Raw genomic sequence first — 18,984 nt, 5'->3', positions numbered from 1 at the left:
CCCGGCGGCGCGCCCGCGGGACGGATGGCCCAGGCTTTGTGACGAGCGGTGGCCCCGGTGGGACGAAATTCGCCCCGGAATCGCCCAGATGGCGAGAATCCCCGGCATGAAAGCGTCCCGCCGGAACCTGTACGAGCGCTACGAGCCGATCCGCCGCTACGTGGAAGTAGGTTTCTGGATCGTGCTGATGGTGCTGCAGGGCGTGTTCAGCACCATGGTCGCGGTGGTCGACGCCCGCAACCGCGCCGTGCCGCGCGCCCCCTGGGAAGTCGTCACCTGGGAGGGATCGAGCCACCTGGTGCTGCTGATGCTGATCCCGGTGTTCGTGGCCATCGAGCGCCGGCTGGCGCCGCTGATGCCGCGCCGCTGGGTGCTGTTTCTGGCCGGGCACGTGGTGGCCAGCGTGGCCGTCAGCGTGGTGCACGTGATGGGCATGTTCGCTGTTCGCTCGCTGGTCTATGCCCTGATGGGCAGCCGCTACGACTTCGGCGGGTGGACCGCCCAGTGGGGCTACGAGTACCTGAAGGACGTGCGGGTCTACGTCTCGATCGTCTTCGGGATCTGGGCCTATCGGCTCTTCATGCTGCGGTTGCAGGGCGAGGCGAGGGTGCTCGATGCGCCCGAGGCGGGGGTGTCCGATCCGCCCGAAGCCGCGCCGCCGCCACTGTCATCAACAGCCCCCGACGACGCCCCTCCCGAGCCGGAGGCAAGCCCGCCGCCCCCGCCACCGGCCCCAACGCGACCGGAGCGCTTTCTGGTTCGCAAGCTGCGCCGCGAATTCCTCATCGCCGCCACCGACATCGACTGGCTCCAGGCCGAGGGCAACTACGTCGGCCTGCATGTCAACGGCCACGACTACCTGCTGCGCGCCACGCTCACCGATTTCCTGACCCAGCTCGACCCGGCCAGGTTCGTCCGCGTGCACCGAAGCCATGCGGTGAACCTCGCGCGCATCAAGGAAATCGAGCCGCTGGACGGCGGCGACGCCCGGCTGCACATGTACGACGGCACGACCGTGCCCTGCAGCCGCCGGTATCGCGACGCGCTGAGGGTCGGCGCGGGCTCGGCGGGCTGAAAAGCAGCCTGTTCCGGTGCGCTGGTGCGCCGTTATGGCTCTTTTCGCACCATCAAAGAGCCTTCAGGCACCATTTTTGCTTCCTTGCACCATCGCTCCGGGCAATCCGGGTGCGATGCACCAATTCAAACCAAAAACTGCAAGAAGCTCCCATGGACGCACTCAAACAGGGCGCAGATGCGCTGTTCATCCTTCTCGGCGCCATCATGGTGTTGGCCATGCATGCGGGTTTCGCCTTCCTGGAACTGGGCACCGTGCGCAAAAAGAACCAGGTCAATGCGCTGGTGAAGATATTGGTCGACTTCTCGGTCTCGACCATCGTGTACTTCCTGGTCGGCTACGGCGTGGCCTACGGCACCCACTTCTTCGTGAGCGCCACCGAGCTCGCGGCCAGGAGCGGCTACGAGCTGGTGAAGTTCTTCTTCCTGCTGACTTTCGCCGCGGCCATTCCGGCCATCATTTCGGGCGGCATCGCCGAGCGCGCCAAGTTCTGGCCACAGCTCATCGCCACCGCGGTGATCGTCGGCCTGGTGTATCCGCTCTACGAGGGCATCGCGTGGAACAAGGCCTTTGGCATCCAGGCCTGGATCGCTTCGGTCACCGGCCACGAGTTCCATGACTTCGCGGGTTCGATCGTGGTGCATGCGGTGGGTGGCTGGCTCGCGCTGCCGGCGGTCATCCTGCTTGGTGCGCGCCGCAACCGCTACCGCGGCGACGGCTCGCTGAGCGCGCATCCGCCGTCGAACATTCCGTTCCTCGCGCTCGGTGCGTGGGTGCTGTGCGTGGGCTGGTTCGGCTTCAACGTGATGAGCGCGCAGAGCATCGACAAGATCTCGGGCCTGGTGGCCGTCAACTCGCTGATGGCGATGGTCGGCGGCACGCTGGTGGCGCTGGCCATGGGCAAGAACGACCCAGGCTTTGTCTACAACGGCCCGCTCGCCGGCCTCGTGGCCGTGTGCGCCGGCTCCGACCTGATGCACCCGTTGGGCGCGCTGGTGGTGGGCGGTGTGGCGGGCGCGATCTTCGTCTTCATGTTCACGCTCACGCAGAACAAATGGAAGATCGACGACGTGCTGGGCGTCTGGCCGCTGCACGGCCTGTGCGGCACCTGGGGCGGCATTGCGGCCGGCATCTTCGGCACGCAGGCGCTGGGCGGCATCGGCGGCGTGAACGTCGGGGCGCAGCTGATCGGCACCCTGATCGGCGTGGTCTGGGCGCTGGTCGGCGGTGCGGTGGTGTACGGCGCGCTCAAGGCCACGATGGGGCTGCGGCTGTCGCAGGAGGAGGAATACGACGGCGCCGACCTGTCGATCCACCACATCTCGGCCACGCCGGAGCGCGAAGTCAACTGGTAAGGAAGCGCGGGGAAGGGTTGGCAAGGGCCCCGAAAGGGCGGGCCGGCGGGGTTGGGCTATTCTTCGCCCCCTCTAAAGACAAGCCGGAGAAGGAAGAACCATGACCCAACCCACCCATTGGCTGCGCCGCGGCATCGCCGCGCTGGCGAGCAGCGTTCTGATGCTTTCGTTTGCAGCACACGCTGGCGCACCCCAGGTCAAGACCCAGGCGCCCGGTTTCTACCGGATGATGCTCGGCGACTTCGAGGTCACCGCCCTGTTCGACGGCACCATCGAACTCGAAGTGAAGAAGCTGCTGACCAACACCACGCAGGCGCAGGTCGGCAAGCTGCTCGACCGCTCCTTCAAGAAGGACCTGGTGCCCACCTCGGTGAACAGCTACCTCGTGAACACCGGCAGCAAGCTGGTGCTGATCGACACCGGCGCCGGCTCGCTCTTCGGCCCGACGCTGGGCAACCTGCGCAACAACCTGCTGGCCTCCGGCTACAAGCCCGAGCAGGTCGACGACGTGTTCATCACCCACATGCACGGCGACCACGTCGGCGGCCTCATCGTCGACGGCAAGCTGGCCTTTCCCAACGCCACGATCCACGCCGGCCAGGAAGACGCCGACTTCTGGCTCAGCAAGGCCAACCTGGAGAAGGCCACGCCCGAGATGAAGGGCTTCTTCCAGGGCGCGCAGTCGTCGCTGAACCCCTATGTCGAGGCCGGCAAGTTCAAGCCCCTGAAGGACGACGCCGACCTCGTGCCCGGCATCAAGGCCGTGGCGGCCCACGGCCATACGCCCGGCCACAACACCTACGTGATCGAGTCCAAGGGCCAGAAGCTCGTGCTGTGGGGCGACCTGATGCACGTGGCCGCGGTGCAGTTCGTGCAGCCGCAGGTGACCATCTCGTTCGACACCGATTCGAAGACCGCCGCCGTGGAGCGCAAGAAGGCGTATGCCGATGCGGCGAAGGGGCGCTACCTTGTGGGCAGCGCGCACCTGCCGTTCCCGGGGCTGGGGCGCATCCGGGCCGAGGGCTCGGGGTATGTGTGGGTGCCTGTGGATTACCAGCAGGTGCGCTGAGCCCCATTCGAGTTCGATTCGGACGAATCGAACTCGAGCCCGGTCATGGCGCTCGAAGCGCGGATTTGTCGGCTGTAGCAAACTCGCCGGACCGCATCGCTTCCACGCCAACAGCCCCATGACCCAATCTCCCCCCGCCCTCGAAGTCCTCCCCCGCGACCTCTCCGCCTACCGCCAAGGCAACATCGGCATCGACTACGTGCACCGCTTCGAGTCTGGCAAGCCCGGCCCGCACGTGCTGATCAACGCGCTGACGCACGGCAACGAAATCTGCGGCATGACCGCCGCCACCCACCTGCTGGACAACGGCGTGCGCCCGAAGATCGGCACGCTCACCGTGGCCTTCGCCAACATCGACGCCTACGAGTCGTTCAAGGAGGAGTCCCCGTACGACAGCCGCCAGATCGTGCACAACCTCAACCGCATCTGGTCGCCCGAATGGCTGGACGGCGGCGAGGACAGCCCCGAGCTGCGCCGCGCGCGCGTGCTGCGGCCGGTGGTGGACGCCGCCGATCACATCCTGGACATCCACTCGACCAGCCAACCCGTCGTGCCGTTCTGGGTCTACCCGGCGTTCGAACGCAACGCCGAGGTGGCGCTGGCCATCGGCCGCCCGTCGGTGCACCTCGTGATGCCCGACGGCCTGGGCTCGGGCACGCCGCTGATCCAGTACGGCAGCCACGGCGGCCCGGACGGCAAGGGCGTGGCGATGGTGGTCGAGTGCGGCCAGCACTTCCTGCGCTCGGCGTCGGTGCTGGCCACCGCGGTCACCTATGACTTCCTCGCGTACTTCGGGCTCGTCGACAAGGACCCGGCCACGCCCGCACCCGCGCCGCAGCGCCGCTTTCAGCTGCTGCAGACGCACGTCATCAAGTCGGAGGACTTCGCGTTCGTGCGGCCGCTGATCGGCTTCGAGACCTTTGCCAAGGGCGAGCTGATCGCCACCAACGGCCCGGACGAGATCCGCGCGCCATGCGACGACTGCACGATCTTCATGCCCGCGCAGCGCGTGATCGTGGGGCGCGAGGCGGTGTATCTGACCAAGCCGATCTGAGGCGAATGACCGATTCGCCCGCCATGAGCCGCTGGCGCGTGGCAGGCATCGCCTTCGTTTTCCTGTGGTTCGCCCTCGGCGGCGTCGCGCACTTCTTGGCGACCGAGGCGGAGATGCGCATCGTGCCGCCGTACATCCCCTGGCCGCGCGCGGCCGTGCTGGTGAGCGGCGTGTTCGAACTGCTGGGTGCGGCCGGGCTGCTGTGGCGCCCGACGCGGCGCGCTGCGGGCATCGGGCTCATCCTTCTGACCCTGGCCGTGACGCCCGCGCATTTCTACATGCTGCAGCGGCCGGAGCTCTTTGCGAGCGTGCCGTATTGGGCGCTGGTGGTGCGGCTGCCGGTTCAGGTGGCGCTGCTGGCGCTCATCGCGTGGAGCACATCGTTGTGGCCGTGGCCGAAGAGGACGGTCAGCAGATGAGCAGGTGCGTCGGTTTGGCCGTAGTGCTGTAGTCGGCGTGCCAGTAATGCGGGTCGTCGCAGAGGCTGAAGACGGCTTCGGCGTTTGCGTGGCGATTGTCGAAGTGGTTGTGCAGGGTGACGTGCACCGAGCCTGCGTCGGGCCAGTCGATGCCGACATCGACGACGCGATTGCCTGAGGCGACTTCGGCGGCGAGGATTTTCTGCAGGGCGGGGTGCAGGCGGGTGTTGAGGAGGGTGAGGGTTTCGCGGCGGGTGGCGCGGGCGAATGTGGCGTCAAGGCAGGCTTCGGTGAAGAGGGGCTTGCTTTCGGTCATGGTCAGCGCTCCGCCGGTGTTGACTCGTTTCAGGTCGCGATGAACAGCGCCGGGTCCACCATCGCGCGGTTCAACATCACGGACCAGTGAAGGTGTGGCCCAGTCACGCGTCCAGTGGCGCCCACTGCAGCCAACGGCTCGCCTGTCTTCAACACATCCCCCACCTTCACATCCACCCGGCTCAGATGGCAGTACATCGTCAGCAGCCCGCCCCCATGGTCGAGCCACACCGTGCCGCCGTTGAAGAAATAGTCCCCCGTATCGATCACCCGGCCCGGCAGCGGCGCCAGCACCGGCGTGCCCGTGCCGGCGGCGATGTCCATCCCGCTGTGCGGATTGCGCGACTGCCCGTTGAACACGCGGCGCAGGCCGAACGAACTGGAGCGGCGACCCGGCACGGGCACGCGCATCTGCAGCACGGCATCGGGCCGCAGGTCGGTGAGCGTGGCCATCACGCCGGTCAAGTGATCGCGTTCGCGCACGTAGCGCGCTTCGTCCTCGGGCGAGAGATCGACTGTGCGCGGCGCCACGGTCAGGCGCTGCTCGCGGTATTGCTTGTCAGTGATCGTGTAGGCGACCTGTCGTTCGCTGCCGTTCTCGGCGCGCACCGTGATGCTCGCGTCGCCGGGTGTGGCTGCGAGGGGGATGCCGACCAGCGCTGTCCATTCGATGGCGTCGCCCAGCACGAGCAAGGGTACGTCGCCCGCGAAGGCGGCCGGGCGCTTGGCGCTCGGGCCGAGCGACAGGCGCGCCACGCCGCCCGGCACCTGGGATGCGTGCGGCCAGACGTCGGGGTGCTTCTGCGTCTGCTTCGACTTCGCAGGCGCAGCAGCGACGGCGTGTGTTGCGGGCAGCGCGAGCAGGCCCAGTGTGCCAAGCAATGCGTGGCGGCGATTCAGTGCGGACGTGAGGCGGTCGGGTGAGGTGGTTCGGATGTTGTAGTGCATGAGGAGATCAAATGAAAGAAGTGCTGTGACATCGCGCTGCCCGCGTTACTCGCGCCACGTGCCGGGTGCCAACCCATCGAGCGTGTGCGGCCCGATGGCGGCGCGGATCAGGCGAAGCGTGGGCAGCCCGACAGCGGCGGTCATGCGCCGCACCTGGCGGTTGCGGCCTTCGCTGATCGCCAGTTCCAGCCATGCGGTTGGAATGCTCTTGCGCTCGCGAATCGGCGGTTGGCGCGGCCACACATCGGGCGGCGGATCGAGCAGACGCGCGCGGGCAGGGCGCGTGAGGCCGTCGTTGAGTTGGACGCCCTGGCGCAGCGCGGCGAGCGCCTCCTCGGTCGGTACGCCTTCCACCTGCACCCAATAGGTCTTCTCCATCTTGAAGCGCGGATCGGCAATACGCGCCTGAAGCTGGCCGTCGTTGGTAAGGAGCAGCAGGCCTTCGCTGTCGGCATCGAGGCGGCCGGCGACGTAGACGTCGGGGATGTCGATGAAGTCTTTCAGCCCGCGCCAGCGGCCCTCGGGGGTGAACTGGCTGAGGACGCCGTAGGGCTTGTTGAAGCGGATGAGGCGGGAAGGGCTCGGGAAATTCATGAATGCACAGGATAGCCCGGGTCTGCGGACGCCGGCCGTCAGGCGGAGGCGACGGGCCACATGAAATCGCGCGGCCGTCCTGCAACGCGAACGTTTTCACGCGGCTTCCAATCTACTTCGACAGCTGAACAACACGGAGCCGGAAATGACGATGCGAAGTTTCAACAAATTGGCTTGGACGGTGGCTGCGGGCGTCGTGGCGACCGCGTGCAGCAGCACTTCGTTGCGCGTGGGCGGAGCGCCCGATGCGAGCGTCAAGAACTGCGTGACTGCAGCGGCGCGCGAACTGCGCGTTCCGGCGGGCAGCATCGTGGTGGACAGCGGCTCCACGCCGCGCGACGGCGTCTACACGATCAACCTGAAGGTCGGCCCGCAAGGCCGCTCGGCGGTGTGCACGACGGACGAAAACAGCGCGGTGCTGGGCGTGGTCTACAAGCGGCCCGAATGAATGAAAAAAGCCGGGCCCTTGAAGAGCCCGGCTTTGTGCGGATGAGAAGGGGGCGAGTTACTTGCCCCAGCTGTCCCGCATCCCCGCAGCCCGGTTGAACACCCGCTTGCCGGGCGCATCGGTCTTCGTATCCACCACGAAGTACCCATGCCGCTCGAACTGAATCCCCACACCGGCATCCGCCTTTGCCAATGACGGCTCCACGTACGCCGAGCAGATCTCCAGGCTCTGCTTGTTCAGTTCATCCAGCAGCTCCCCGCTCCCCGGATTCGCCGCCGCAAACAGCCGCTCGTACAGCCGCACCTCGGCCTGCACCGCATCCGCCGCAGCCACCCAGGTGATGTTCCCCTTCACCTTGATCGCATCCGCGCCGGGCGTGCCGCTCTTGGTGTCCGGCACCAGCGTGGCCTGCACTTCGACGAGCTTGCCGTTGGCATCCCGTGTGGCGCCGGTGCATTCGATGACGTGGCCGTACTTCAGCCGCACCTTGTTGCCCGGGAAGAGGCGGAAGAAGCCCTTGGGCTGCACGTCCTCGTAGTCGGTGCTCTCGATCCACACCTCGCGGCCGAGCTTGAATTCGCGCTTGCCCATCTCGGGGTGGTGCGGGTGCACGGGGGCGGAGCAGTCGTCGAGCACATCGTCGCCGCCCATGAGGTCGCCCCAGTTCGTGATGACCAGCTTGACCGGGTCGAGCACGGCCATGGCGCGCGGGGCGATCGGGTCGAGGCTGTCGCGCAGCGCGGCTTCGAGGCTGGCGTAGTCGATCCAGCCGCCCGACTTGGTGGTGCCGCTGCGCTCGCAGAACAGGCGCAGCGCCTCGGGCGTGTAGCCGCGGCGGCGCAGGCCCGCGATGGTGGGCATGCGGGGGTCGTCCCAGCCGTCGACGTGGCCTTCTTCGACCAGCTGGCGCAGCTTGCGCTTGCTGGTCATCACGTGCGTGACATTGAGGCGCGCGAATTCGTACTGGCGCGGATGCGGGCTCGCGATGAGACCGCCTTCGGCCAGGCGGTCGAGCAGCCAGTCGTAGAAGGGGCGCTGGTCTTCGAATTCGAGCGTGCAGATCGAATGGGTGATCTGCTCCAGCGCGTCTTCGATCGGGTGCGCATAGGTGTACATCGGGTAGATGCACCACTTGTCGCCGGTGTTGTGGTGCGTGGCCCGGCGGATGCGGTAGAGCGCCGGGTCGCGCATGTTGATGTTGGGGCTCGCCATGTCGATCTTGGCGCGCAGGATGGCGGCGCCGTCATCGAGCTTGCCGTCGCGCATTTCGCGAAAGCGCGAGAGGTTCTCTTCGGGTGTGCGGCTGCGGAAGGGGCTGTCGGTGCCGGGCGTGGTGAAGTCGCCGCGGTTGGCGCGCATTTCTTCGGGGGTCTGCTCGTCCACATAGGCGAGGCCCGCACCGATGAGGTATTCGGCCGCTTCGTACATGAAGTCGAAGTAGTTGCTCGCGAAGTACTCGTGCGGCTGCAGGGTGCCGGGGGCGCTGGGGCGGTCGGCGAGGTAGGTCTCGTAGCCGAGCCACTTGACCGCGTCGCGGATGGAATCGACGTATTCCTGCTCTTCTTTTTCGGGGTTGGTGTCGTCGAAGCGCAGGTGGCTCACGCCGCCGTATTCGCGGGCCAGTTCGAAGTTGAGCCAGATGCTCTTGGCGTGGCCGATGTGCAGGTAGCCGTTGGGTTCGGGCGGAAAGCGAAGGCGCACCTTGGCGGGGTCGGTCATGCCCTGGGCATGGTGGGCGGCGTTGCCCGGGGAGCCGCCCCATTTGCGGCCAGAATACGCGCCCTGTGCGAGGTCGTTCTCGATCACGTGACGCAGGAAATTGCTCGGTGCAGCGGTCGTTTTGGCGCCGTTTTTGTCGGTCGGGGAGGTCATTGCCTCATTCTAGAGGGCACCCCCTATGGGTTACCTTTGGCAACGTTCTTCACAATGGCCGGTGCACCCCGTTTGCAATTGCCGCGTTCAATACACACATGGGCGGTCCACACCCGGACAGAGCCCCCGAAACAAGGAGTCAACATCATGAGCCTCACACGTTCCACCTTCTTCAAATGGGCTGCCGCGGGCGTCGTGGCAGCCGGTGCATTGTTCGCAGCCACTTCGGCCAGCGCTCGCAGCGATGTGAGCTGGTCGATCGGTGTCGGCGTGCCGGGCGTGGCGGTCGGCGTGGGCGGTCCCGCCTACTACCCGGCCCCGGTCTACGCGCCGCCGGCCCCCGTGTACTACGCACCGCCGCCGGTCTACTACCGTCCGCCGCCGCCTGTGTATTACCGTCCGGCCCCGGTCTACTACGGCCCGCCGGCCTACTACGGTCCCCGCTACTACGGCGGTGGGTACTACCGTGGTGGCTACGGTCACCGTCATGGCCACTGGCGCTAATTCGCCACGCGAATCGTGACTGAATGAAAAAAGCCGGCCCCGAAAGGGCCGGCTTTTTCGTGGGCGCTCGCCGGGTGAATTTCACATCGCGCGAAACAGGTGCGCGTAGAGCCGGCTGACCGGAATCTTCTCGGCCCGCCCGCGCAGCGTGAGGTGCAGCTTGCCGGCTTCGTCGCGGTGCACCGACTCGATGGCCGCGCTGCGCACCACCACCGCACGGTGCACCTGCCAGAAGGTGTCGGCGTCGAGCTGGGTCAGCAGCTGCTTGAGCGGCGTGCGGATCAGGTACTCGTGCGTGGCGGTGAGCACGCGGAGGTACTTGTCGGCCGCTTCGAAATACAGCACCTCGTCGATGGGCACCATGCGCACCGTGCTGCCGCCGGCATCGCTGGCGGCAATCATGCGCAGCGGTGCCGATGCCGGGGTGGGCGGGGTCGCACCGGCGCCGGCCGCGGTGAGCACCTGGCGCCACTGCGCAAGGGTCTGCTCGAGCGCGTCGCCGGCCACGGCGGGGGAGGTCGATGGCGAAGGCTGCTGCTGCGCCGCCAGCGCCTGCTGCAGCCGCGCCACGGTCTTGCGCAGCCGCTCGGGCTGCACGGGCTTGAGCACGTAGTCGATGGCCTCTGCCTCGAAGGCGCGCGCGGCGTATTCGTCGTAGGCGGTGACGAACACCAGCTGCGGCATCGGCGCTTCGTCGGTGGGCCAGCTGTCGGCCAGTTCGGCGGCGGCGCCCAAGCCGTCGAGGCCGGGCATGCGGATGTCGAAGAACAGCACCTGCGGCAAGAGGCGCAGCGCCTCGCGCACCGCGCTGCGGCCGTCGCCGGCGGTGGCGACGATCTGCAAGCCGGGCCATGCGGCGGCCAGCTCGGCCTTGAGGGCTTGCGCGAGAAGGGGTTCGTCTTCGGCAATCAGGGCGGTGGCGTTCATCGTGGTTGTCGTCGCATTCATGAGGCCGCCGTGGGCAGCGGAAAGCTCAGCGTGGCGCAGGTGCCGCCGGCCGGTGCCGGCGCAAGGCGCATTTCGCTTCGTTCGCCGAACACGGTGGCCAGGCGCTCGCGCACCTGCTCGAGCCCGAAGCCGCTGCCGCCTTCTTGCGAGGGCAGCGCCGCGTCGAGCCCGACGCCGGTGTCGCTCACTTCGATGACCAGCCGGTCGCCGTTCCTGCGCGCACGCACGGCGATCTCGCCGCCCTCGACCTTGGGCTCGAGTCCATGGCGGATGCTGTTCTCCACCAGCGGCTGCAAGAGCAGCGGCGGCACGGGAACGTCGCGCAGGTCCTCGGGCAGATCGAGCGTGTAGCGCAGGCGCTCGCCCATGCGCACCGACATCAGTTCGAGGTAGTCGCCCAGCCGGTCGAACTCGGCCGAGAGCGGATGGGCCAGCGTGCGCGAGCCGCTGAGCGTCATGCGCAGGTAGCTGTTGAGGCGGTCGAGCATCGCCACCGCGCGCGGCGGGTCGACGGTGATCAGCACCCGCAGGTTCGCCAGCGTGTTGAACAGCATGTGCGGCTCGAGCTGCGTCTCCAGCAGCTTGAGCCGCGCCTCGGTGGCGTTGCGCTGCGCCAGTTCGATCTGGCTCTGCATGTGCCTGCTCTTGCCGAGGCTGAAGAAGAAGTAGCACATGCTGATCGTGGCAACCAGGGTGATGACGATGGTCGAAATCGTCTTGCGCGCGGCGAAGCTGAGGAACTCGAGCGGCGGTGCGCCGACGAAGGCGTCGCCGATGGCGTTGCCGCACAGAAAGCCGACAGTGACACCCAGCGCCACGAGCACGTAGCCCCGCCAGCCATGCGGCCAGAGCACTTCCTTGTGGCCGCTCATCAGCAACCGGCCGCTGTCGATGACGAGCCAGCTGATCGTTCCGGTCGACAGCGAATACACCATCTGCGATGACCAGCTGCCGTTGCCCGAAATGGCCAGCGCCGAAGCGATGAAGCAGCAGAAGGCGACGGTCATCAGGCCATGCCGCAGCATGTTGCGGAAGTTCTCCGCACGAAACCGCGGCTGCGCTTCAGGAGTCACCCACGCTCCCTGTCGCCCAGCGCGCGGCGCTCGCGCGCCACCAGCCTGTCGTAGAAGCCGCCGCCGGGTGCGAGGAACCAGACCACCGCACCGTGGATGAGCAGGCCCAGGCCCCAGCCCATCAGCGGATACATCGCCCAGGTGCGGCCGTTGGCAGCCGACAGGGCGACCAGCCCGAGGTTGACGAGCACGTAGACGAAAGCATGGATGTACCAGCCCATCTTGGCGCCGGCGCGGCGGCGGGCGAGCTTTTCGAGATTGGGCTGCGAAGCGTTGGAGGTGGTGGTGTTCATGACAACTCCTTGATTTGAACGGGAATGAAATCGGGTGCCGGGGGCGGCGTTGCGGGCTGCAGGGCCGCACGCTGGCGCAGTTCCTCGGTGGTGTCGCCGGGCCCATCGGGCCGCCAGCCCGGCGGCATGATGAGGTAGCCCACGAAGGCCCGCACCGAGCGCGCCGAGCGCAGGTCGCGCAGCAGCGCTCGCCAGTGGGTGAACTCGATCTCCAGGATGTTGTGCGAGGTGATCGGGTTCACCAGCCCGTAGCTGCACGGCAGGTCGGCGCGCTCGGGAATGTAGGTGCCGAAGAGGCGGTCGAACACGGTCAGCACGCCGCCGTAGTTGCCGTCCAGGTATTCGAGGTTCGAGGCGTGGTGCACGCGGTGGGCCGAGGGCGTGTTGAGCACCCATTCGAGCGGCCCGAGGCGCGGAATCCATGTCGCGTGAATCCAGAACTGGTACAGCAGGTTCAGCGTGAGCATCAGCAGGATCACCTTGGGCGGCATGCCCAGGAGCGGCGCCAGCATGAAGAAGATCAGCGTGCCGGTGAGCCTGCCGGTCCAGCCGAAGCGGTAGGCGGCCGACAGGTTCAGCTGGTTCGGCGAATGGTGGATGGCGTGGGTGCACCAGAACCAGCGCACCCGGTGGGCCGCGCGGTGGTACCAGTAGTAGCAGAACTCCTGGCCGATGAAGCAGGCGACCCAGCCGCTCCAGTGGTCCATCGGCAGGGTGAAGAAGCGGTGGTTCCAGAACCAGTCCATCGCGCCGGTCCAGAAGGCCAACGGCAGCAGCCAGCGCAGCGGGTATTCGCGCACCAGGAAGTCGAACACCGAGACGCCGGCCGCCTTCCAGTCGTAGCTCGCCCAGCCGTTGCGCCAGGAGAGCACCAGCGCTTCCAGGATCGAGGCGACCAGCACCACCGTGACGGAGATCTTGAGGAGCAGAAAGAGCACGGTCATGGCGGTTCCTGGCTGGGCTGGACGCGCGGGGCTGGGGCTCGAATCTTAGGCCGCGCGGACGCCGGTGGCGACAGCGTCGGTGGCGATGGCCAGCCTCCACAGGCGCACCGCGCGGGCCGCGAAGATGCCGCTGAAGGCGCCGTACAGCATGGGAAGGGCGATGGCGAAGCTCGCCTGATGGCGCAGTTCGGGGTGCATGGCCAGCGCCACGCCCACGACGTACTTGGTGAAGAAGATGCCCATCATGAGCGAGAGCGGCACGGCGCTGCCGGCCACGTGGAACTGGCGGCCCACCGCGTCGTAGCGGGTGGTGGCCGGCAGGGGACGCTGCAGCACCAGCGCGATCAGCACCGCCGCAGCCGCCGCCCAGCCCAGCAGGGCGCCGAGCGAATCGCCAAAGGCCGAGATCACGCCGAAGACCGACAGGCCGCCCATGAGGATGGGCATTAGCGTGACGCGGCTGAGGCTCACGCTGTTCGACAGCAACTGCTTGGCGCCGAGCCAGACGAGCAGCACGAAGACGGCGAACACCCACTTGGGCGTGTGAAGAAGGATCTGCAGCAGCATGGTGGTTCTCCGGTGAAAGCGGTGGGTGGAAAAGCGATGGGCGAACTGTGCCGACGCCCTCCCTTCCCGGCCACCGCCATGCGACGAAATGCAGGAACACGGCGCGAACCGCATCCGGCCGGCGTGAACCGCAGGCGCCCGGCGCGAGCTTTACCGCCGCTTTACGGCACAGCAAACTGCGGTACTACCATTCGGCGCTGTACTCTAGGCCGCACCTCTGCACCTCCCGACGCATCCCATGGACCCCAAAACTCCCCCCGAGCCCCTGCCGCCCATCGTGTCGCCGACACACCCACCGGCACGCAGGCGCCGGTGGCTGGGGTGGCTGCTGACCCTGGCGCTGCTCGTGGCGCTGGGTGGCGGTGCCTGGTACCTGATCCAGCGTTCGAAGACGCCGGCAGCCGGGCCCGGCGGCGCGGGTGGCCCAGGTGGTGGTGGCGGCCGGCAGGGCGGTGGCGGGCCCGGTGGGCGGGGCGGTGGTGGCGGCGCGGCCTCCAACACCGTCGGTGTCGCCACGGCGCGGCAGGCCGACATTCCGGTGCAGCTCGAGGCGCTGGGCACCGTCACCCCGCTGGCGAATGTCACGGTGCAGCCTCAGGTGTCGGGCGTGCTCACCGAGGTGCTCTTCAAGGAAGGGCAGATGGTCAAGAAGGGCGACGTGCTCGCCACCATCGACCCGGCGCCTTTCCAGAACGCACTGGCGCAGGCGGCAGGTGCGCGCCAGCGTGACGAGGCCCAGCTGGCCGCGGCGCGCGTCACGCTGCAGCGCTACCAGACGCTGCTCGGACAGGACTCCATTGCCCGGCAGGATGTCGACACGCAGGCCGCGCTGGTCAAGCAGCTCGAAGGCACGGTCGCCATCGACCGCGCCAACGAAGGCACGGCCCGGCTCAACCTCACCTGGAGCCGCATCACCGCGCCGGTGAGCGGGCGCATCGGCCTGCGGCCGGTGGACGCAGGCAACTACATCTCGACCGGCACCACCGGCGGCGTGGCGGTCATCACGCAGATCGCGCCCATCGACGTCGAGTTCTCCGTGCCGCAGGACCGCGTGCCCGAGGTGCAGGAGCGCCTTGCACAGGGCGCGCAGCTCGAGGCCACGGCCTTCGACCGCACCCGCACGCGCCAGCTCGCCAAGGGCATGTTCTCCACGCTCGACAACCTGGTCGACACGCAGACCGGCACCGTCAAGTCGAAGGCGCGCTTCTCGAACGCCGATGGCGCGCTGTTCCCGAACCAGTTCGTCAACCTGCGGCTCCTGCTGCGCACCGTGAGCAGTGCGGTGGTGGTGCCGGTGACGGCGCTGCGCCACGGGCCCAACGGCGACTACGTGTATGTGATCAACGAAGACAACACCGTCTCGCAGCGCCCGGTGACGCGCGGCGAATCGAGCGTGGACAACGTGGCGGTCATGTCGGGCCTGAAGGCCGGCGAGCAGGTCGTGACCGAAGGCGGCGACCGGCTCAAGGACGGTGCGCGGGTGCAGACCCAGGCCGACCGGCCGGCCACGCCGCCTGCCGGCGCCGCATCGGGTGCCCACCGGCGCAGGCAGGGCGGCGGCGCGAGGGCGGGAGGCCAGGCGCCTGCTGCTGCAACGACCGCGCCGGCAACGGCAGGCGCACCTGCTGGTGCAGCCGCCACGCCGCCAGCTGCCGCGGCGCCGGCGCCTGCGCCTGCAACCACGGCCGCCGCCAAGCTCCCCACCGCCGAACAGCGCCAGCGCATGCTCGATTCGGTGAAGGACAACCCCGAACAGCTCGAACGCCGCAAGCGTTTCCTCGAAGCGCTCGACAAGGGCGACCCGGCGGCGCTGGAGCGCTGGCAGCGCATGTCGGAACGTCAGGGAAAAACGGAATGAGCGCGTGGGCGGACTTTTCCCTCCCCCGCTGGGGGAGGGTCAGGGTGGGGGCACGGCGGCCGTTGAACAGCCATGGCGTGGTTGACGCCGCTTGCCCCCATCCCAACCTTCCCCCGGAAGGGGAAGGAGCAAGACCATGAGTCCCTCACGCCCCTTCATCCTGCGACCGGTGGCGACCTCGCTGCTGATGGTCGCCATCGTGCTGGCCGGCATGGTCGGGTTCCGCTTCCTGCCGCTGTCGGCATTGCCGCAGGTCGACTACCCGACCATCCAGGTGCAGACGCTCTACCCCGGGGCCAGCCCCGAGGTGATGAGCAACACCGTCACCGCCCCGCTGGAGCGCCAGTTCGGCCAGATGTCGGGCCTCGACCGCATGAGCTCGACCAGCGCGGCGGGCGTGTCGATCGTCACGCTGCAGTTCTCGCTGGGCCAAACGCTCGACGTCGCCGAGCAGGAAGTGCAGGCCGCCATCAACGCCGGCGGCTCGCTGCTGCCGGCCGACCTGCCGGCGCCGCCGGTGTACGCCAAGGTCAACCCGGCCGATGCGCCGGTGCTCACGCTGGCCATCACCTCCGACACGCTGCCGCTCACCGAGGTGCAGAACCTCGTGAACACCCGGCTCGCGCAGAAGATCAGCCAGGTCTCGGGCGTGGGGCTGGTGTCGCTCAGCGGCGGGCAGCGCCCGGCCGTGCGCATCCAGGCCAACACGCAGGCGCTCGCGGCCAACGGCATCGGCCTGGACACGCTGCGCACCGCCATCAGCGCGGCCAATTCCAACGGCGCCAAGGGCAGCTTCGACGGCCCCAAGCGCGCCTACACCATCAACTCGAACGACCAGCTGCTCACGGTCGAGGACTACAAGAACCTCATCGTCAGCTACAAGAACGGTGCGCCGATCCGCATGGTCGATGTGGCGCAGGTGGTCAACAGCGCCGAGAACACGCAACTGGGCGCCTGGGCCGGCACGAAGACGGCCGAGGGCGGCGAAGGCAAGCTCACCCCCGCCATCATCCTGAACGTGCAGCGCCAGCCCGGCGCGAACGTGATCGCGACCGTCAATGCCATCAAGAAGCAACTGCCCGAGCTGCAGGCGGGCTTTCCGGCGGGCCTGAAGATCGAGGTGCTGAGCGACCGCACCGCGGGCATCCGCGCCTCGGTGCAGCACGTCGAGATGGAACTGGTGCTGGCCGTGGTGCTGGTGGTGCTGGTGATCTTCGCGTTCCTCGGCAGCCTGCGCGCCACCGTCATCGCGAGCATCGCGGTGCCGATCTCGCTCGTCGGCACGCTGGGGCTCATGTACCTGCTGGGCTACAGCCTCAACAACCTGAGCCTGATGGCGCTGACCATCGCCACCGGCTTCGTGGTGGACGACGCGATCGTGATGATCGAGAACATTGCCCGCTACATCGAGGAGGGCGAAAAGCCTTTGCAGGCCGCCTTCAAGGGCGCGACGCAGATCGGCTTCACCATCATCTCTCTCACGGTGTCGCTGATCGCGGTGCTGATTCCGCTGCTCTTCATGGGCGACGTGGTGGGGCGCCTGTTCCGCGAGTTCGCGGTGACGCTGGCCATCACCATCCTGATCTCGGCGGTGGTGTCGCTCACGCTGGTGCCGATGATGTCGGCGCGCTGGCTCAAGCATGAACCGAAGAAAGAGCCCGGCGGCACGGGCTTCGGCGCGCGCGCGCAGCGTTTCTTCGACGGCGTGATGGTGCGCTACGACCGCTCGCTGCACTGGGTGATCGACCACCAGCCGCTCACGCTCTTGGTCGCGCTGCTCACCATGGTGCTCACGGTGGTGCTGTACCTCACGATTCCCAAGGGCCTGTTCCCCACGCAGGACACCGGCCAGCTGCAGGGCCGCATCCAGGCTGCGCAGGACGTGTCGTTCGACCGCATGGCGCAGCTGCAGCAGCAGGCGGCCCGCGCGATCCTCGACGACCCGGACGTGGAGAACCTCAGCTCTTTTGTCGGCGTGGACGCCGCCAACAACACCATGCTGCACACCGGCAGCATGCTCATCAATCTGAAGGGCAGCCACGACAGCCAGCAGGAAGTGATGGACCGGCTGCGCGACCGGGTGCGCGAGGTAGCCGGCGTCACGCTGTACCTGCAGCCCACGCAGGACCTGACCATCGACGCCGAGACCGGCCCGACCGAATACCGCGTGTCGCTCGAAGGCGTGAACAGCGCGCTCATCACCGAGTGGATGAAGAAGCTGGTGGCGAAGCTGCAGGAGTCGGACAAGGTGCGCAACGTGAGCAGCGATGCCGGTGCGCAGGGCCTGGCCGCGTTCGTCAACGTGAACCGCGACACTGCGGCGCGCCTCTCGATCACCGCGAGCACGGTGGACGATGCGCTCTACAGCGCGTTCGGGCAGCGCATCGTGTCGACCATCTTCACGGAGACGAACCAGTACCGCGTGATTCTCGAAGCGCGGCCCGGCATGGTGAACACGCCGCAGACGCTGGGGCAACTGAACCTGATCGCCGGTTCGGGCACCGCCACGCCGCTGGCCGCGATTGCCGATATCTCGGAGCAGCAGGCGCCGTTGCAGATCACGCACGTGGCGCAGTACCCGGCGAGCACGCTGAACTTCGACACGGCGCCGGGTGTGTCGCTCGGGCAGTCGGTCGATGCGATTCGGGCGGCGGCCAAGGAAATCGGGATGCCGGGGAGCGTGACGATGACCTTCCTTGGGGCTTCGGGGGCTTACGAGCGGTCGCTGTCGAATCAGTTGTGGCTGATTCTGGCGGCGGTTGTTTGCGTGTACATCGTGCTGGGGGTGCTGTACGAGAGCTATGTGCATCCGCTGACTATCTTGTCTACGCTGCCTTCCGCTGGTGTTGGGGCTCTGCTGGCGTTGATGATCACGGGGAATGACCTGGGGGTGATCGGGATCATCGGGATCATTCTGCTGATCGGCATCGTGAAGAAGAACGCGATCATGATGATCGACTTTGCTATCGATGCTGAGCGGACGGAAGGGAAGTCGCCTCGGGAGGCGATTCACCAAGCGGCTTTGCTGCGGTTTCGGCCAATCTTGATGACGACGCTGGCTGCTCTGTTTGCGGCTGTGCCTCTGATGTTGAGCTTTGGCGAAGGGGCTGAGTTGCGGCGGCCGCTTGGGCTTGCGATCTTTGGCGGGTTGATCGTCAGTCAGCTGCTGACTCTGTTCACTACGCCTGTTATCTATCTGGCGTTTGATCGGCTGGGTGGGGGGAGCGCGCGGCGGGCGGTGATCGAGGAGGAAGCGGCTTGATCCGTTTTTCCTCCTGTTCATTGTTTTCTTTCCGAGGCCGGGTCTCGCCCCGGCAGGCGACCTACTTTTCTTTGCTTCGCCAAAGAAAAGTAGGCAAAAGAAAGGCGACCCTGCTGTCTGCGTCCCTCCGCTTCGCTGCGGGCAACCTGCGGTGCTCGCGTTTCGCGGGGTCTCGCAGAACTCGCTTCGCTCAAACAGCTGCGATCCCTGATCCGCGAAACGCTGCGCTCCTCGGCGCAGCCAGAAGGGATTTAAAGAAACACGCCATCGCTGCGCTCGGCTTCGCAATACCAACAGCCAATACAACAGCCAATACCAGGCTGACACGCTCCGCGTGTCAGCCCTTCGTGCCGAGCGAAGCAAAGGCTCGTGTTGTCTCCACCCCC

The 18,984-nt window shown here is 67.2% G+C and carries 18 protein-coding genes; 9 read left to right on the top strand and 9 right to left on the bottom strand.

What is annotated here, in order from left to right:
- Positions 1 to 106: 106 nt before the first annotated feature.
- The 5 genes from GNX71_RS22600 (at position 107) to GNX71_RS22580 (ending at position 4,972) form a co-directional block, all read left to right on the top strand.
- Positions 107 to 1,075 carry a LytTR family DNA-binding domain-containing protein gene (locus GNX71_RS22600; RefSeq protein ID WP_206174491.1) on the top strand — a complete coding sequence of 323 codons (969 nt, stop codon included), beginning with the start codon at positions 107 to 109 and terminating at the stop codon, positions 1,073 to 1,075.
- 152 nt (positions 1,076 to 1,227) lie between these two features.
- Positions 1,228 to 2,430 carry an ammonium transporter gene (locus GNX71_RS22595; protein ID WP_206174490.1) on the top strand — a complete coding sequence of 401 codons (1,203 nt, stop codon included), beginning with the start codon at positions 1,228 to 1,230 and terminating at the stop codon, positions 2,428 to 2,430.
- A 100-nt stretch (positions 2,431 to 2,530) separates the two neighbouring features.
- On the top strand, positions 2,531 to 3,499 hold the full coding sequence (locus GNX71_RS22590) for an MBL fold metallo-hydrolase (protein WP_206174489.1): 969 nt from the start codon (positions 2,531 to 2,533) through the stop codon (positions 3,497 to 3,499).
- A gap of 118 nt (positions 3,500 to 3,617) precedes the next feature.
- Positions 3,618 to 4,553, top strand: coding sequence for a succinylglutamate desuccinylase/aspartoacylase family protein (locus tag GNX71_RS22585; protein ID WP_206174488.1), 936 nt, complete (start codon positions 3,618 to 3,620; stop codon positions 4,551 to 4,553).
- Positions 4,554 to 4,558: 5 nt separating this feature from the next.
- Positions 4,559 to 4,972 carry a hypothetical protein gene (locus GNX71_RS22580; RefSeq protein ID WP_241027023.1) on the top strand — a complete coding sequence of 138 codons (414 nt, stop codon included), beginning with the start codon at positions 4,559 to 4,561 and terminating at the stop codon, positions 4,970 to 4,972.
- Here the strand turns inward: GNX71_RS22580 and GNX71_RS22575 are convergent.
- Genes GNX71_RS22575 through GNX71_RS22565 form a run of 3 tightly spaced genes read right to left on the bottom strand, consistent with a single transcriptional unit; the run spans position 4,962 to position 6,829 of the window.
- A complete protein-coding gene (locus GNX71_RS22575) occupies positions 4,962 to 5,288 on the bottom strand; it encodes a hypothetical protein (RefSeq protein WP_206174487.1) in 327 nt (108 codons plus the stop codon). The two genes, GNX71_RS22580 and GNX71_RS22575, sit on opposite strands and share 11 nt — an antisense overlap.
- A gap of 29 nt (positions 5,289 to 5,317) precedes the next feature.
- A complete protein-coding gene (locus tag GNX71_RS22570; RefSeq protein WP_206174486.1) occupies positions 5,318 to 6,235 on the bottom strand; it encodes a M23 family metallopeptidase in 918 nt (305 codons plus the stop codon).
- A gap of 45 nt (positions 6,236 to 6,280) precedes the next feature.
- The gene (locus GNX71_RS22565) at positions 6,281 to 6,829 is read right to left on the bottom strand and encodes a pseudouridine synthase (protein WP_042581728.1); all 549 of its coding nucleotides are present in this window, start codon (positions 6,827 to 6,829) and stop codon (positions 6,281 to 6,283) included.
- Between the two features lie 145 nt (positions 6,830 to 6,974).
- Between GNX71_RS22565 and GNX71_RS22560 the strand changes: the two genes are divergently transcribed.
- The gene (locus GNX71_RS22560) at positions 6,975 to 7,277 is read left to right on the top strand and encodes a hypothetical protein (RefSeq protein ID WP_206174485.1); all 303 of its coding nucleotides are present in this window, start codon (positions 6,975 to 6,977) and stop codon (positions 7,275 to 7,277) included.
- 57 nt (positions 7,278 to 7,334) lie between these two features.
- On the opposite strand, the gene GNX71_RS22555 is transcribed toward GNX71_RS22560, so the two are convergent.
- Complete coding sequence (locus tag GNX71_RS22555; RefSeq protein ID WP_206174484.1) at positions 7,335 to 9,149, bottom strand: glutamine--tRNA ligase/YqeY domain fusion protein; 1,815 nt, start codon at positions 9,147 to 9,149, stop codon at positions 7,335 to 7,337.
- Between the two features lie 147 nt (positions 9,150 to 9,296).
- Here GNX71_RS22555 and GNX71_RS22550 point away from each other — a divergent pair, with 147 nt between their 5' ends.
- Positions 9,297 to 9,653 (top strand): hypothetical protein, encoded by a 357-nt coding sequence (locus tag GNX71_RS22550; protein WP_206174483.1) that lies wholly within the window; start codon positions 9,297 to 9,299, stop codon positions 9,651 to 9,653.
- An 81-nt stretch (positions 9,654 to 9,734) separates the two neighbouring features.
- Here the strand turns inward: GNX71_RS22550 and GNX71_RS22545 are convergent, their stop codons facing one another.
- From GNX71_RS22545 to GNX71_RS22525, 5 genes are read right to left on the bottom strand one after another with little or no spacing between them, the layout of a single operon-like run.
- On the bottom strand, positions 9,735 to 10,580 hold the full coding sequence (locus tag GNX71_RS22545; RefSeq protein WP_206174482.1) for a LytTR family DNA-binding domain-containing protein: 846 nt from the start codon (positions 10,578 to 10,580) through the stop codon (positions 9,735 to 9,737).
- Between the two features lie 17 nt (positions 10,581 to 10,597).
- Complete coding sequence (locus GNX71_RS22540) at positions 10,598 to 11,674, bottom strand: histidine kinase (RefSeq protein WP_206174481.1); 1,077 nt, start codon at positions 11,672 to 11,674, stop codon at positions 10,598 to 10,600.
- A complete protein-coding gene (locus GNX71_RS22535) occupies positions 11,671 to 11,967 on the bottom strand; it encodes a 2TM domain-containing protein (protein WP_206174480.1) in 297 nt (98 codons plus the stop codon). The genes GNX71_RS22540 and GNX71_RS22535 overlap by 4 nt, the downstream gene beginning before the upstream one ends.
- Complete coding sequence (locus tag GNX71_RS22530; RefSeq protein ID WP_206174479.1) at positions 11,964 to 12,911, bottom strand: sterol desaturase family protein; 948 nt, start codon at positions 12,909 to 12,911, stop codon at positions 11,964 to 11,966. Before GNX71_RS22530 ends, GNX71_RS22535 begins: the two co-directional genes overlap by 4 nt.
- A 45-nt stretch (positions 12,912 to 12,956) precedes the next feature.
- Positions 12,957 to 13,478: a DUF6622 family protein gene (locus GNX71_RS22525; RefSeq protein ID WP_206174478.1), complete on the bottom strand. Its 522-nt coding sequence runs from the start codon at positions 13,476 to 13,478 to the stop codon at positions 12,957 to 12,959.
- Positions 13,479 to 13,716: 238 nt separating this feature from the next.
- Here GNX71_RS22525 and GNX71_RS22520 point away from each other — a divergent pair, with 238 nt between their 5' ends.
- Both GNX71_RS22520 and GNX71_RS22515 read left to right on the top strand, forming a co-directional pair.
- Positions 13,717 to 15,336 carry an efflux RND transporter periplasmic adaptor subunit gene (locus tag GNX71_RS22520; RefSeq protein ID WP_206174477.1) on the top strand — a complete coding sequence of 540 codons (1,620 nt, stop codon included), beginning with the start codon at positions 13,717 to 13,719 and terminating at the stop codon, positions 15,334 to 15,336.
- A gap of 136 nt (positions 15,337 to 15,472) precedes the next feature.
- A complete protein-coding gene (locus GNX71_RS22515) occupies positions 15,473 to 18,598 on the top strand; it encodes an efflux RND transporter permease subunit (RefSeq protein ID WP_206174476.1) in 3,126 nt (1,041 codons plus the stop codon).
- Positions 18,599 to 18,984 lie beyond the last annotated feature (386 nt).

This window comes from Variovorax sp. RKNM96, from assembly GCF_017161115.1.
In the GTDB taxonomy this organism is placed as follows: domain Bacteria; phylum Pseudomonadota; class Gammaproteobacteria; order Burkholderiales; family Burkholderiaceae_C; genus Variovorax.
This window is presented reverse-complemented; position numbering and strand designations above follow the sequence as displayed.